Origin of the sequence: Luxibacter massiliensis, assembly GCF_900604355.1 — a bacterium.
In the GTDB taxonomy this organism is placed as follows: Bacteria; Bacillota; Clostridia; order Lachnospirales; family Lachnospiraceae; genus Luxibacter; species Luxibacter massiliensis.
Genome location: NZ_UWOE01000001.1, coordinates 2,779,100 through 2,794,557, shown reverse-complemented (window position 1 = coordinate 2,794,557; position 15,458 = coordinate 2,779,100). Strand labels below are relative to the sequence as shown.

At 43.3% G+C, this 15,458-nt stretch carries 14 protein-coding genes; 8 read left to right on the top strand and 6 right to left on the bottom strand.

Annotated features, from left to right (window positions below):
* Positions 1-72: 72 nt before the first annotated feature.
* Positions 73-732, bottom strand: a complete 660-nt coding sequence (gene trhA, locus EFA47_RS12795; RefSeq protein WP_122643639.1) for a PAQR family membrane homeostasis protein TrhA — start codon at positions 730-732, stop codon at positions 73-75.
* Between the two features lie 326 nt (positions 733-1,058).
* Here trhA and EFA47_RS12790 point away from each other — a divergent pair, with 326 nt between their 5' ends.
* On the top strand, positions 1,059-2,642 hold the full coding sequence (locus EFA47_RS12790) for a DEAD/DEAH box helicase (protein WP_122643638.1): 1,584 nt from the start codon (positions 1,059-1,061) through the stop codon (positions 2,640-2,642).
* 102 nt (positions 2,643-2,744) lie between these two features.
* On the opposite strand, the gene arcC is transcribed toward EFA47_RS12790, so the two are convergent.
* The 5 genes from arcC to EFA47_RS12765 all read right to left on the bottom strand — a co-directional run bounded on the left by arcC (position 2,745) and on the right by EFA47_RS12765 (position 7,692).
* Positions 2,745-3,677, bottom strand: a complete 933-nt coding sequence (gene arcC / locus EFA47_RS12785) for a carbamate kinase (protein WP_122643637.1) — start codon at positions 3,675-3,677, stop codon at positions 2,745-2,747.
* A 77-nt stretch (positions 3,678-3,754) separates the two neighbouring features.
* Positions 3,755-4,306 (bottom strand): prolyl-tRNA synthetase associated domain-containing protein, encoded by a 552-nt coding sequence (locus EFA47_RS12780; protein ID WP_122643636.1) that lies wholly within the window; start codon positions 4,304-4,306, stop codon positions 3,755-3,757.
* Positions 4,307-4,477: 171 nt separating this feature from the next.
* Positions 4,478-6,034, bottom strand: a complete 1,557-nt coding sequence (locus EFA47_RS12775) for a DUF975 family protein (protein ID WP_122643635.1) — start codon at positions 6,032-6,034, stop codon at positions 4,478-4,480.
* Positions 6,035-6,207: 173 nt separating this feature from the next.
* Positions 6,208-6,723: a GNAT family N-acetyltransferase gene (locus EFA47_RS12770; protein ID WP_122643634.1), complete on the bottom strand. Its 516-nt coding sequence runs from the start codon at positions 6,721-6,723 to the stop codon at positions 6,208-6,210.
* A gap of 123 nt (positions 6,724-6,846) precedes the next feature.
* A complete protein-coding gene (locus tag EFA47_RS12765) occupies positions 6,847-7,692 on the bottom strand; it encodes a class II fructose-bisphosphate aldolase (protein WP_122643633.1) in 846 nt (281 codons plus the stop codon).
* Between the two features lie 193 nt (positions 7,693-7,885).
* Between EFA47_RS12765 and EFA47_RS12760 the strand changes: the two genes are divergently transcribed.
* The 7 genes from EFA47_RS12760 to EFA47_RS12730 all read left to right on the top strand — a co-directional run bounded on the left by EFA47_RS12760 (position 7,886) and on the right by EFA47_RS12730 (position 15,382).
* A complete protein-coding gene (locus tag EFA47_RS12760) occupies positions 7,886-9,370 on the top strand; it encodes a rhamnulokinase (RefSeq protein ID WP_122643632.1) in 1,485 nt (494 codons plus the stop codon).
* Between the two features lie 28 nt (positions 9,371-9,398).
* Positions 9,399-10,100, top strand: a complete 702-nt coding sequence (locus EFA47_RS12755; RefSeq protein WP_235853261.1) for a class II aldolase/adducin family protein — start codon at positions 9,399-9,401, stop codon at positions 10,098-10,100.
* A gap of 59 nt (positions 10,101-10,159) precedes the next feature.
* Positions 10,160-11,494, top strand: a complete 1,335-nt coding sequence (locus EFA47_RS12750; RefSeq protein WP_122643631.1) for an ABC transporter substrate-binding protein — start codon at positions 10,160-10,162, stop codon at positions 11,492-11,494.
* 263 nt (positions 11,495-11,757) lie between these two features.
* The gene (locus EFA47_RS12745; RefSeq protein ID WP_122643630.1) at positions 11,758-12,672 is read left to right on the top strand and encodes a carbohydrate ABC transporter permease; all 915 of its coding nucleotides are present in this window, start codon (positions 11,758-11,760) and stop codon (positions 12,670-12,672) included.
* A 3-nt stretch (positions 12,673-12,675) separates the two neighbouring features.
* On the top strand, positions 12,676-13,506 hold the full coding sequence (locus tag EFA47_RS12740) for a carbohydrate ABC transporter permease (RefSeq protein WP_122643629.1): 831 nt from the start codon (positions 12,676-12,678) through the stop codon (positions 13,504-13,506).
* Between the two features lie 157 nt (positions 13,507-13,663).
* On the top strand, positions 13,664-14,887 hold the full coding sequence (locus tag EFA47_RS12735; protein ID WP_164689999.1) for an ROK family protein: 1,224 nt from the start codon (positions 13,664-13,666) through the stop codon (positions 14,885-14,887).
* Between the two features lie 114 nt (positions 14,888-15,001).
* Positions 15,002-15,382: a TnpV protein gene (locus EFA47_RS12730; protein WP_122643627.1), complete on the top strand. Its 381-nt coding sequence runs from the start codon at positions 15,002-15,004 to the stop codon at positions 15,380-15,382.
* Positions 15,383-15,458: the final 76 nt, after the last annotated feature.

Genomic DNA, 15,458 nt, shown 5'->3' with positions numbered 1-15,458 from the left:
TCTGCATTATATCTTGGATTTCTCCATAAAATATCTGGAAATAGAATGAGGCACATTTAAATTGAGAAATTATTAAGGCAGGAGAAAGGCGTACATAACCACAAAGTGGCATGCGCTGCCGCCCATCACAAATAGATGAAAAATTTCATGGCTGCCAAAATTTTTATGTCTGCTGTCAAAAAGTGGTACTTTTAACGCATAAATAATACCGCCAAGAGTATAGATTATACCTCCTGTAAGGAGCCATATAAAAGCTGAGCGGGACATGTTATTTAAAATCTGTGTGAACGCCAGTACACATGTCCACCCCATGCCGATATACAGGACAGAAGACACCCATTTCGGGCAGAATACCCAAAAGGCTTTTATTAAAATTCCCACAATGGCAATCCCCCAAACAAGAGAAAGCAGAACCTTTCCTGTCCTTCCTGGCAGGACAAGAAGGCAAATGGGAGTATAGCTTCCTGCAATCAGGATAAAAATCATCATATGGTCAATTTTCTTTAAGATTGTATTTACCCTTTCAGATAAATCAAATGTATGGTAGGTAGTGCTCGCAGCATACAATAAAATTAAGCTTGCAGCATATATGGCCAATGAGACCACATAAATTTTCCCTGGCTCATGAGATGCTTTGATGAGTAGAGGAACGGCTGCAAAAATAGCCATCAACATACCTATAAAATGAGTAATGGCACTGCCTGGATCCTTGATAAATTGCTTTTTAGTCATAATAAAACGCCTCCTGGAAATGAAAAATACAATAAGTAGTTTCTAAAACTATGTTTAGTATATGCATATATTACACCTGTTATTACAAAAATGCAAGTTTAGGACGTAACCTTTTTAAAAAGATTACGTCCTAAACTTAAAACAGACCTGTACCTAAATTGACATATAGCTGCAAGTCTGTTATGATAACATCTGAAACTTTGTCAAGCCATCCTTTACTTGGTATCGGGTAAGGGGTATTTTTTTGGGATTTTATTCCAGAATGTTGTGTAGTGATTATTGTCGTTGTTTAAATGGCGGTATATTTTTAAGCGAAAAGGAGATATATGGAAGAAGTAAGATTTGAGGAAATGGGCCTTTGCCCAGAGATCGTTAAAGCTGTAAAGAAGATGGGATTTGAAGAGGCTTCGCCGATTCAGGCAAAAGCTATCCCTGTTATGAGAAGCGGAGTGGATGTTATCGGCCAGGCCCAGACAGGAACGGGAAAAACGGCAGCTTTTGGGATTCCGCTTCTGGAAAAGATCAACCCCAAGAGTAAGAAACTGCAGGCAGTAGTTTTGTGCCCTACAAGGGAATTGGCAATCCAGGTGGCAGAAGAGATACGTAATTTGGCAAAATATATGCATGGGATCAAAGTCCTGCCTATCTATGGAGGCCAGGAGATTGTGAAACAAATCCGTTCGTTAAAGAGTGGGACACAGCTTATTATCGGGACGCCTGGACGGGTGATGGATCACATGCGCCGTAAAACAACCAAGATGGAGGATGTTCATACTATTGTCCTGGACGAAGCGGATGAAATGTTAAATATGGGATTTCGTGAAGATATAGAAGTCATTCTTGAGGGAGTACCTGAGGAACGGCAGACAGTTCTATTTTCTGCAACTATGCCCCAGGCCATTCTGGATATTACAAAGAAATTCCAGAAAGATGCCACTCTTGTTAAAGTGACAAAAAAAGAGCTTACGGTACCCAATATTGAGCAGTATTATTATGAAGTCAGGCCCAAGAATAAGGAGGAAGTGTTATCCAGGCTTCTGGATATCTATACACCTAAGCTTTCTGTTGTATTTTGTAATACAAAGAGACAGGTGGATTTACTGGTAAATGGCCTGCTTGGAAGAGGATATTTTGCTGCCGGCCTTCACGGCGATATGAAACAAGCTCAGCGAGACAGGGTGATGCAGGGATTCAGGAGTGGCAAAACCGATATTCTTGTGGCTACAGATGTGGCTGCCAGGGGAATTGATGTGGAAGAGGTGGAAGCGGTATTCAATTACGATTTGCCTCAGGACGATGAATATTATGTCCACCGTATTGGAAGGACCGGCAGAGCCGGCCGTGAGGGGCGTTCTTTTTCGTTTATTTCTGGAAAGGAAGTCTATAAGCTGAAAGAAATCCAGCGTTACTGCAAAACTAAAATTTATGCTCAAAAGGTGCCGTCATTGAATGACGTTGCTACCACAAAGATGGAAAACATACTGGAGGAGATTGACAGGATTATTGAATCTGAAGATCTGACCAGATATCTTCAGGCAATTGAGGACAGGGTGAATGCTTCTGATTATACAGCCATGGATATGGCGGCAGCATTTTTAAAAATAAATTCAGGGCAGAATGAAACAGATGCATCCGAACCTGAGTTTGGCGATACAGGAGCCGAGGAGGCGGGGATGGTCCGCCTGTTTATAAATATAGGCAAGAAAAATAAAGCGAAACCGGGAGACATTGTTGGTGCAATTGCCGGAGAAAGCGGAATACCAGGTAAATTGATCGGCTCCATAGATATGTTTGATAAATATACATTTGTGGAAGTCCCCAGGGAATATGCGAGAGATGTGCTTAATGCGATGAACAACACTAAAATAAAAGGAAAATCAGTGGCTGTGGAGCCTGCCAATCAGAAGTGATCTTATATCAGGTGATAGAACGAGTTTTAAGAATATTCTGAAAATGGAGAGCAAAAGGGACAGTCCCCTTTGAACTAGGGACAGTCCCCTTTTTATTCCTCCTTACCCGTGAATAATTGTGCCTGTCTTTGCGTGCGGTCCTTCTTTTGCTTTATCAAAGGAAGTGATTAATGCGCTGCGTCCACCGCGTTTTTCAATAAATTCTACTGCTGCCTGTAATTTAGGGAACATATTATAAATCCCGAAATGCCCTTGTTCCATATATTCTCTGGCCTGCGCGGCAGTAATCTCTCCAAGCTTTTGTTCATTGGATTGTCCCAGGTTGAGGCATACCTGATCTACGCTTGTAAGTATGATTAATTCATCTGCATTGATGCCTTCTGCCAGCTTTCCGGCTGTTAAATCTTTTTCTATAACGGCACTCGCCCCTTTAAGGTGGTTATCTTGTTCAAGTACGGGAATGCCGCCTCCCCCGCAGGCAATTACAACCTGGTCAGCATCCAGAAGTGCTTTGATGGCATCCAGCTCTACAATTTTGACTGGGTTGGGGGCAGAAACAACACGCCGAAAACCCTTTCCGGCCTCTTCAATTACATAATTGCCTTTTTTTCTTTCCTCATTGGCTTCATCTGCGCTCATATATCGTCCCAGTACTTTTGTGGGCGTATAAAAGGCTTCGTCATAGGGGTCTACAATCACCTGGGTCAGGATTGTGCTCACAGTACGGTAGATACCGCGGTTCAGCAGGGCCTCGCGTATTCCATTTTGAAGGTCATACCCTATATAACCCTGGCTCATTGCAGAGCAGACGGACATAGGCGCAGGTGTATAATTATCATGGGACTTGCCGAACTCATTCATGGCAGTGTGTATCATACCTACCTGGGGGGCATTGCTGTGTGTGATAGCCACTTGATATCCCTGTGCTATCAAATCGGCTATAGATTCGGCTGTATTTTTAACAGCTGTCTTTTGCTCGGGAAGGGTGGTGCCCAGCGCCCGGTGGCCCAGTGCGACAACGACTCTCTTTTTCATAATCGGCTCCTTTATAGGTTATAAATTTTATCAGTTTTATATAGGGATTATAGTATTTTTAAATACAAAATGCAATGTTAAAGTGTAACCTCACAATAAGAGTGGCCAGTATGTTCTAAAAATTTATTCAGAATATCCCCGGTCTTTATTTTCAGGCTGGAAGTATTTATACATGGGTGGCAGCCAATATATTGACAGCTTAGGAGGTCTCTGTCGATTAATAGGCTCACATCCCGGCCGCTGTCGTTCATCAGGCCCAGAACACTGACAGAGCCGGGAGTAAGGCCAAGATATTTTTCCATAAATTCTGGCTCTGCAAAGGAAAGCCTTGAAATATGCAATTGGCCGGACAGATCTTTTGTCAGGAATTTCTTTTCCCCTGGCATAAGAAGCAAGTAAAATGAAGTTTTTTGACGGTTTCTGAGGAATAAGTTTTTACAGGGCATGATGCCAAGCTCCTCCTCTACAGCCTTGCAGGCTTCGATGGTGGGGGCCACATCGTGATCCACCCCTTCATAGGGGATATGAAGCCTGTCAAGGAGAGCATAGACTGCAATTTCAGCTTCTATCCGTCTTGTACAGTCTGGCTGTGTTGTAAAATGTTGTCTGCTTACGTAAATTTCGCTCATGAAATCATCCTTTCTGAAATAAAAATCCGAATAAAAAATTTATCTAAGAGGGCCAGTCTGCCTGGAATTATCCTAACATGCCCGGAAAATATTTTGTGTCAATATAATAGCATATATTATCCGATAGTATAGAAGTGGGCAGGCCCTATGGAAATGTACATTTGGTACACTTTAAAATGTATATAGGATATCTGCAGCAAACAGTCCGCAGAGCAGCAGGCAAATCAGCACTCTGGCAAGAATGGGGAGGCGTCTGAACAGATCGTCCCATTTAGGTGCCAGATAATACAGGAAAGCACAGCTTACCAGGGCAAAAAAGACGCCTCTGCTTAAACCTGCGGAATATTCACTGTATCCTTCAGGGATAATCCTGGATGTATATACTGCCAGTGGACTTTGTAAATATTCAATACCCACACAGGTGTACACGGACGACATTATCAGGAATGACAGAACCGGACGATGTGCAATTTTTTTAATTAAGAGAATCACAAATAAGCCGCACAGGCCATACAGCGGGTGCCACGGACCGTACAGGAAGCCGGTGTTGATAAATACACCATCGCGTGCCAGATGGATAAAGGATTCCAGAATCCATCCGAAAACGGAAAAAGCAAAAAATAGAAAAACACAGGATAAAAAGCCGTATTTTTTACCCGTATGTACAGGCATTTTGACAGCCCTGGCCGGAGGTTGGATAGAAAACAAAAATACAGGATATTGTTCAGGGGCAAAATAAGATATTTTTGTATAGGGGCCTTCGGAATCATCATACAGCGCTTTGCTGATTAGAAGTTCATCCTCGGAAGGGACCCTTTCTAAAAGTGAATCGTTAAAAAATTCATATCCTGGAGAACGGGCCAGAATGTAATTGTGCCTTAATTCCATATAGAGCTCCGCATCTGTTCCCGTAATATACGGATTAATAAATAGAAAGTCCAGCATTCCTAAGGTGATGAGTGATAAAAGCTGCCATCCCAGAAAAGAAAAATGAAGAAGGAACATTTTCCATTTATTTCCACGCATCAGCTCCCTGGATAAAAAGAAAGCGCTCCTGCGCCCCACGGCGGGATTTTCAGCAAGAATAAAGGGGATCATACTGTACTCATAATGTTTGACAATGCCGCCTATAATAGTCAGGTTCCACAGCCATTGGAATATGTTGCGGCAGAACATGACCCATACAGGGTTTTTTAAATATCGGAGCTTATAAAGATAGAAAATTTTACTGATTCTTACCTGCGGATAATTCCTGGCCTCGAGAAAAAAACGTTTTTCCCCGACCAGAATCATATTGGTGACAAGGAACTGATAGAGCAGGGAGGAGATGGCGCCTGCGGCCAGGAACACAGAGGCCCACTGTATGTTGTCTGATAAAAAACTGTTGACGGCCCGGAGAATTGAAAAGATTACAGATTTCCCGCTTGTATAGATATCAATTAAATAACTGGGCATGTGATTAAAAAATGCCGGGTATGTTTTTTCTGCCGGGGTTGAGTCTGTAATCTGCTCTACTGTATCTGTAATTACGTCAGAATTGGCAGCTCCTGTATCGGCATTGGTCGTTTCCTTGTCATATGTGCCGGCAGAGTATTGATTCACAAATGTAGTAGAAGATGCATAGGTAGTGGTTAGCATTGCTGTCAGGAAGCATACTGCAATCATGCGCCAATAATTGGCCTTTACTGAGCAGCGGGATTTTTTCTTAAGTACTTTTCTGTTCCACATAAAGAGGACCTCCACAGTGAGCGAATGATTACTTCTATTATAGTAAAGTTCTAAAGATAACGCAATCAGAAACATACCGGCAGATGGAAGGGAACCGGGCGTATGAATGATGAAAACATCAGGCGGGTGAGTTTCACCCGCCTGATGTTAAATGATAGCCCTATCTTAATATTCTAAAGCATCAGTCCCATAATATATAAATCATAGTACTTGCCGTTCAGGAGTGTAGAATTACGGCAGCAGCCTTCTACTGTGAAACCAAACTTCATATATAAGGCAACAGCGGCTGTATTATCGGTCCGTGTATCTAGCCGTATTCTTGTAGTTACGCCATTGCCCCGGGCCCATTCTATTAAGAGGCGTATCAGCTCCGTGCCGATACCTTGGCCCTGGTATTTTTTGGCCACCACAATTCCAAGCTCCCCTTCATGGCGGGATTTGATTTTATGGCTGGAATTAATTGTGGCTATGCCTGCGATTTCTTCGCCATCCATGGCCAATAACATGATATTAGTCTGATTTCCCTTAAGTGATTTGATAGAGGAAGCCTGTTCTTTTGCATCCAGGGGATATTCGTCCTTCTCAAAGCTCAGATAACTTGTCTCACCGCCTACAGAGTTGTAAAAATCAACAATTTTTTCAGCATCCTCTTCCCGGGGGTTACGGTAAATAATATTCTCTCGGCCCATATGTATCCTCCTTTTGTGACATCTGCCTGTTGTGTTATTTTCATTATAAGTGCTGCCGGCATAAAATTCAATGTACAGGAGCGAACAAATCTAAACCAAGAATATGTGAGGAGAGTGTGCGGTTTAGTCCATGTAAGTCCTGAACATCTTGATTTTCTGGCGGGCAGTCTTTATAAGTTCTCTCCGGCCTTCTGTCATATATTCACGGATAGCCGCTTTCTCGCCGTATTTTTTAAAACCTTGCAGGATTCCTCTGTTAAATGCGTGGTTCAGATCAGTCCCCACATTGATTTTAGCCACACCTAAACGGCATAGCTCTATAATGTCTACATCCGGTGTGCAGGAGGCGCCATGTACAACTGTAGGACAGGGGAGGGTCTGGACAATTTTTTGTGCCCTCTCGAAATCAATGACCGGGGTGGAAGAGTAAACGCCGTGTGCTGTCCCGATGGAGACGGCCAGGGCGTCCACGCCAGTCCTCCCAACAAACTCTGCGGCCTTTTCGGGGTCAGTCAGTCCAGAGTTACGGACTTCAAGAGGGGCATCTGCATCGAAGATGGTTCCCAGCTCTGCTTCCACAGAAATATTGCGGGCGTGGGCGTATTCCACTACTCTTTTTGTGTCCTCCACATTGGCGTCAAAATCATTTTTGGACAAGTCTATCATGACGCCGGTAAAACCCTGCCCTATACAGGATATTGCCTGGTCATAGCTCTGGCCGTGGTCCAGGCTCACGCTGATGGGGACAGTGCAGTGTTCTGAAGCAGTCTTAGCAATAGAAACCATATAGTCGGCTCCGGCAAATTCCAGGTCTGCATGGTAGAGCTGGATAATAAGGGGGGATCCTTCCTCCTGTGCGGCCTGTGTAACAGCCTGTATGGTTTCCATGTCCGCCACGTTAAATGCAGGCACGGCATAATGGTGTTTCTGTGCATCCAGAAGCATGTCTTTAAATGGTACTAAACTCATAATAATCACTCCTTTTTGTTGATTTCGATATAAATACAATACGATTGTACCACTATAATCTATTGAAAACAATAATAAATTTAGTTAAAAATACCAAAAAAATAAAAATATAATTTGAATATTGACAAAATAGACAATAAAGATTAGAATAATATTATCGAAAAAGAAATAACAAACAACAGGAGTCGTAAAAATGAGCGGAAAAATATCTATTGCTGCAGATCTCGGCGCCAGCGGGGGCAAGATGGCAAAAGGGAGATTTGACGGTGAGAAACTGGAGGTTGGAGATTATTTTGATTTTGTTAATCAGCCTCTGTCATTAAACGGAAACTTGTACTGGGATTTGTTCGCGCTCTATAACAGTATCCTGAAAGGAATGTCTTACTATTCTGAGGGCCAGTACGTTGCGTCAGTGGGGATTGATACATGGGGGGCAAGCTATGGCCTGCTGGATAAAAGGGGGAGGCTGCTGGAGCCGATTTACCATTACAGGGATATGCGGACGGAAAAATCCCTGGATAAAATCTATGAAATAGTTTCTAAAAAAGAAGTTTTTGAGCTGACAGGGTGTCAGTCAAACCGTTCCTATACGATGCCCCAGCTTTATTCCTACATAGAACACGGGAACCATATCATTGATTTGGCGGACAAGATGCTTTTTCTGCCAGACTTGCTGGAATATTTCTTATCTGGCCAAATGTCCACGGAACGCTCTATTGCAGGCACATCGGGGTTGATGAAGCCGGAGCAGGAGGATTGGGCCAGAGAGTTGTTCAGGAAACTTGAGATTCCCGAGCATATGCTTACAGATATTGTGGACGCAGGGACAATAAGAGGAGAAGTGCTCCCTGATATCGCCCGCAGTACAGGCGTGGGCGCAGCCAAGGTAATTGCAGCCCCAGGGCATGACACAGCCTCGGCTGTTGTGGGGATTCCAGGCTTTGGCATTAATCAGGTATATTTAAGCATTGGGACGAATGTTAATATGGGCATTGAACTCTCCCACAGTGTGGTAAATGAAAAGTCATATAAGGGCGGTTTTAAGAATGCAGGAGTCATTGGCCAACGGAAGATATTGTACCGTGATTTTGCGGCGTTTTGGCTGTTAAATGAACTGCGCCGGACCTGGAGGGAAGAGGGACGTGATTATGATTATCAGGCCATTATGGACATGGTAATTTCCTGTCAGTCTAGAAGAGTGTATGTGAATGCTGATGATACAGAGCTGAATAATGCAGGTGGAAATGCAAAAGAAAAAATCAATACATATTTAAGGCGTACGGGACAAGAAACTCTGGAGAGTGATTCCGAGTTTGCGAGATGTATTTTAGAGAGTATCGCTTTAAAGGTAAAATATTGTGTGGAATTTCTGAGAGGGCAGCTGGATATTCCCGTAGAGCGGATATCAGGAGTCAACGGTGGAAGCCGCAATTATGTATTAATGCAGTTTATAAGCGATTCTCTGGGAATGCCCGTGTACGGTGGAATGCCCTATGCAACCTTGGCAGGGAATATACTGACACAGTTATACTCCCTGGGAGAAGTTTCCAGTATTGAAGAAATCAGGCAGTTATCGCAGCGCTCTTTTGATATGAAGGAATATCTTCCCCATGCTGCAGAAAAAGCAAGATGGGATGAAGATATGCAGAAAATGATGGAGAAAGGGATCTGTGTATAGCGATAAAAAAGAAACAGGAGGAGAGGACATGAGCGACAATCTTAATGAAAAAATGAAAGAGCTGGGTATTTCATCAGAGGCGATTGATCAGGTACTGATGGTGGCAAAGCGTATGGATGACAAAGGTCTGGTAAATTCCTTTGCAGGGAATATTTCTACGAAAGTGGACGGAAAGATCTATATAACGCCCACAGGACAGAATAAAGGACTGCTGACCCCAGAGAAAATAGCAGTTGTGAATGGGGACGGAGAAAGAATCTGGGGTATGAAAGAGACTTCGGAAATCATTATGCACAGTATGGCATATGACATCTGTGAAGAAAATGGATGGGATGTAGGTGGTGTTGTACACAGCCATTCAAGAGTACTGACTGCATTTTCTATGGCGGGACTGGACATCGAGACCACTGCATTGCCCGAGATGATGGGGAATTTCCACAAGATTCCATGTGCGCCATATGGAGCCCCGGGAACAAAGTTCATTATGACAATGGCAGAACCCTATTTTGCAGATGGCTACCGTATCGTTCTGCTTGGCAACCACGGAAGCCTTGCCGTGGGTAAGACGGTGGAGGAAGCAATGAATGTCGTGGAAGCATGTGAATCCATTGCAGAGCAGATTTTACTGACCAAATACATACTGGGGGGAGAGGATTCTCTGGATGTAGATGAGGTTGCCAGATTTTTTGAAATTTATAAAGAGAATAGGTCTAAGAGAGTAAAATCATAAAGAATTCTACTTCCCGGGGGGAAGAGAAGCATAAAAAAGGAGAAGAAGGAGGAAGATTTATGAAACTGAAAAGATTAGCAAGTGTTTTACTGGCACTGACAATGGTTGTCGGAATGACAGCATGCGGCGGGGGAGGAGATACCGCGGACGGCAGTGGCGATGATGCGGCGTCGACAGAGGATTCTGACGGAAAAACAACACTGACTATGTGGTCATGGTCCCCTATCACACGTACATGTGACAAAATGTTAGCTGCATTTGAGGAAGAGAATCCGGATATTGATATTGAATTTACTTATTATAACTATGACCCGGAATATTTATCTGCACTTTCAGCGGCGGCAGCGTCTGACAGCCTTCCGGACATCATTGGCCTGCAGCCAGGCTCCCTGACAGCTCAGTATGCAGATTATCTTGTTGATTATACTTCTTATGCAGAAGAAGAATGGGGCGAGAGCTGGAAGGACAACTACCCAGAGATGATCGCGAACCAGATCCAAATGGGAAATGCAGAAGGCGATGAAGGCAATTATATACTTCCCGTGGAAGCACAGGTTATTACAATTGTCTATAACAAAAATGTATTTGATGAGTATAAGCTGGAAGTGCCTACTACATATGATGAGCTAAAAGAAGTATGTAAGACTCTCAATGACAACGGCGTAGCGCCTTTGTTCTTCGGAGGGGCAAACGGATGGCAGTGTGTGAATGTGTTTACAATGCTCTGCTCACAGCTTGACACAACAATGTTTGATAAAGCTCAGGCAGGAGAGATTAAGTGGACAGACGAAAAGATGGTAGAGGCCATGAGCAACTTCAAGTTAATGTTTGATGATGGAATCTTCCAGACAGGAGCTATGTCTGCAGACGCCAATACAAACGGAACGCCAGCATTTGTTTCTAATTCTGCAGCTATGATGGCGCTTGGTTCATGGTGGTGCCAGGAGTACACAGCTGAGGATCCGGCTACAACAGTTGCTGACTGGGATTTCGGGTTCTTCTATTTGCCTCCAGTAGGGACAGCAGCTAATGCGGCTACTCCGGTAGGAGGAATTGACTTTGGCTATGGTATCACAACAAATTGTGAGAATCCTGAAGCAGCATGGACAGCAATTAAGTCCTTCAGCTCAGGCGCAGGTATCCAGGCTTGCGTAGATGACGTAAACAACCTGCCGGCATTTAAGGGAATTGAGCCTAAGAATGAGGAACTCAATGAGACATTGGTAGAACAGTACAACGGATTCTCAGAGGATCTGAATGAAGCTATGAATCAGAGAATTGGAGAACCTACCATTGAGACAGCATTGCAGAATGCACTTGCAGGCGTTGGATCAGGAGAGCTGACACCAGAAGAGGGATGCCAGGCTGTACAGGATGCGCAGGATGCATTATAAGAACGGTAAATGAATATTTCCACACTGCCTAGGCAGCCCTGGCTGTCTGGGATGTGTGTGAAGTATTGAAATGAGACTGGGAGAATCATATCCTAATATTCCAGGAGATGGTTCTCCCATCTTTAGACATAGCCGGAAAATAGAGAATGTCTGGCAAGATATACCCATAACACAAGTCCTTGGGTATATATAACAGATTTGGATTGCCACACATCATAAAAGATATGACTTTTTAGGGATGTGACGGGGAAGGAGGATATAAAATGAGTAATGTGGCAGTGAAAACAAAAGTAAAGAAAAAATATAATATCCCCGGGTACTTGTTTATTCTGCCGTCTGTATTGTTCTTTTTATTTTACATATTGTACCCCATTTTATTTGTGGGATGGAGCAGTATGTATGACTGGTCGACATTGAAGAACATGACATTTACAGGCCTTGAGAATTATGTGAAGATATTCCAGGATAAAGTGTTTTTAACAACTATGAAGAATTCTCTTTATTGGATTATTACAACAGTTCCAATCCAGGCAGGAATTGGTTTCTTCCTGGCCTATATTATTGAGGAGCAGCTTCGTAAAGGGAGAGGGATTTTCAGAACCGTATTTTTCCTTCCTGTAGTTACATCTGTGGTAGTAGTTGCAATTGTCTGGGGGAAGATGCTTCAGCCCTATCAAGGTATTATTACCCATTATCTGTCACAGCTTGGCATAGGCGGGCAGATCAATATTCTGGGAATGCCAAATACGGCAATTTTTGGATGTATTATTGCGAATATATGGGAATGGACGGGATGGTCTATGATTATGTATGTGGCAGGGATGTCACAGATCCCGGAGGATATGAAGGAAGCGGCGAAGATCGACGGGGCTACAAAATGGAAAGAAATCATCTATATTTACTTCCCTATGCTGGCGTCCACACATAAATCACTCTTAATGCTGGGAATCATAGGATCCCTGCAGACTTTCGGCCTGATCTATACAATGACAGGAGGAGGGCCAAACCATGCATCAGAGATGCCGGGTACTTATATATTCCAGACAGGGTTCACAAACCAACAAATGGGATATGCCTCAGCTCTTTCCATGGTAACACTTTTGTTTGCTTTGATTCTTACGATTATACAGGTGAAGGGCCTTGGCGCCGGTGATTTCATGAAGAAGGAGGAGGAATAGGCCATGACATTTAAAGAAAAAAGAAAAATGTTTATCTGGATTCTTGTGCTAATCATTGTTGCGCTGATTTTTATGGTTCCTCTGATTTTCATGGTAAGCATGTCACTGCGTACACAGGATACCATCGGCCTGCCCCAGCTTTTTATCTCAGAGATAACATTTAAAAATTATGAAAATGTGCTGAAGCAGAATCCCGAACTTTGGAGAAACTTTATGGGAAGCGTCATTGTAACAGTTACCTCTGTTGTGTTGGTTACAGTCTGCGCCTGTATGGCGGTATTTGGCTTTTCAAGAAAAAATGTACATGGAAAAGTTTTGCTCTATAATATTCTTTTATGTACGTTGATGGTACCTATTGCCGGCCTGGTTGTGCCTATCACTCAGCTCAACAGCAGGCTGGGGTGGATCAACAATTATATGGGACTGATTTTCCCCTATACAGCTCTTGGGATTCCTTTTGCAATCACAATTCTGCAGGGATTTATGGTCGGTATTCCGGCAGAGCTTGAGGAGGCGGCCACAATTGACGGCTGCGGCATGGTCAGGCTATTTCTTCAGATCGTATGTCCTTTACTCAAACCGGGTATTGTGGTAATTGTCATATGGCAGTTCCTGACATCATGGAATGAATTTTTCCTTGCAATGTGTACACTGACCAAAGATACTATTAAAACGCTGCCACTTGTTGCACAGCAATATAATGGGGCATATTTCAGCCAGCCAGGCACATTGTTTGCTGCCTTGACGCTGATTACAATTCCGATGCTGGTATTTTATATACTTGTCCAGAAACAGTTTGTCAAAGGCCTGACAGCAGGCGCGGTTAAGGGTTAATTTGGGTTGTGTTTATAAGATGCTGGCGGCCCTGCATAGGCGGGGCCGCCAGTATAGAATTGCAGGCAGGTTATGAGGGCTTTTAAGTTGCATGTAGATTGAAACGGGGGTATGATATAAATATAGAAAATTTTGTATGGATACAAGAGGTACGAATATGGGCAGCGAATCTATAATGAATAGCCGGAAGTATTATCAGAGAAACAAAATGTTAAGTGTCATCCGGTTTCAGCAGAATGTTTCAAGGTATGATGTAAAAAAAGAAACTGCATATAGTATGACAACAGTACTGCATACTATAGATGAAATGCTGAATGAGGGACTGATTTACGAAGAGAAGTGCGATGAGGCCAGAGTAGGCCGTAAGCCTGTATGGCTCAGGATTAATCCTGAAGGCGGGTATTTTATAGGCATTGAGTTTAACAGGCGTTCCATGCACTGTGTAATTCTGGATTTTGCAGGGCGCGTCATACATTCGGCAGAGAGTCCCATTTCCGAAAAACATATTGACGCAGACGAGGTGCTGAGTCTGATGCGCCAGAATATCAACCAAGCTTTGGAGATGCTCGCAGGACAGAAGGGGAAGGTTGTAGGCATCGGCTTGGGAGTTCCGGGATACAGCAATAAAAAAAATGGCTTGGCTATTTCCTATGGACATCTGAAAGGGTGGGACAATATCCCCCTAAAGAAGATGATACAGGATGAGTTTGGCCTGCCCTGCTACATGGAAAATAATGTAAATTCTATGATTTATGCGTATAAATGCCTTGTATACCATGGGAAATGCGAGGATATGCTGTTTGTATCTGTGCGTACAGGGGCAAGGGTCATGCCTATTATTAATAATATGCCTGTGAGCAGTGTCAATGGGTTTCCCGGCGAGCTGGGCCATGTGAAAGTAGGCGGGGGAAGCCGGATTTGCTCCTGCGGCAGGTATGGATGCCTGAATACCGAGGTGTCTGATAATGCGATTGTAAGTAAAATTAGGGATGGCATCAGGGTACAGAGGTTTCTGGAGATTTTAGATATGGTAAATGGAGACCTGGACGCCATCACAATCGAAACATTTGTGGATTCTGTCCTGGCCGGCCACGAGGAATCATTAGGGTTAATGAGGCAGATAGCAGGGTTTATCGGGGAAACTCTGAGTATGCTGGTTAATATATTCGCGCCCCGGAAGATTGTATTTTATGGGGAGCTGGCAAGGATAGGGGAACCATTTCTGGACATTTTGAGAAAATGTGTGGAGGAGAATGCAATTGCAGAAAACTACAAAGGACTTAAGATCATGGCCTCGGAGTTTGGCAGAGATCTGGGCGCAATTGGTGCAGCAGCACTTGTTATGCAGGAAGAGTTTGACTTTGTAGAAGAAACCATTTAGAGAAGAGATGCCCATAAGGGAGACACTTCGTAAGGAAGTTGTCTCCCTTTGCTTTTGTAATTAGTCAGAATGATTGGATTGTAGGAAAATCAATCATATTGGAGGATTACAAAAATGAAACAGCATTACATTGATGAAAAAACAGGTATCAGTTACACTCTACAAGGCGATTATTATTTACCCAACCTTGTCCTACCAAATGAAAATGAAACAAATGCTATCGGTATATGGGGACAACGACACCTACGGCACATCAAGCAGCACAGAAAGGTGTTCTACACCAATCTACTAACAAACGGTAAGCTATATGGTTACCTTGCTGACATTAACAAGCAGGCTGAAGATATGCTTTTTCAGCTGGTAAAGCAGATGGCAGAGCGAGAGGGTGTGACCGAGCAGCTAAAAGCGAATAATCAAATGGAGTGGGTTGCACGAATGAATAACATCCAAAGCAGAGCAACAGAAATCGTGAATCACGATATAATTTACAACTAATTTAGAACGGCGGCAGGAAGAAATTCTTGCCGCCGTTCTAAGTTCAATTACACATTGTGAGATATTCTCAAAACTT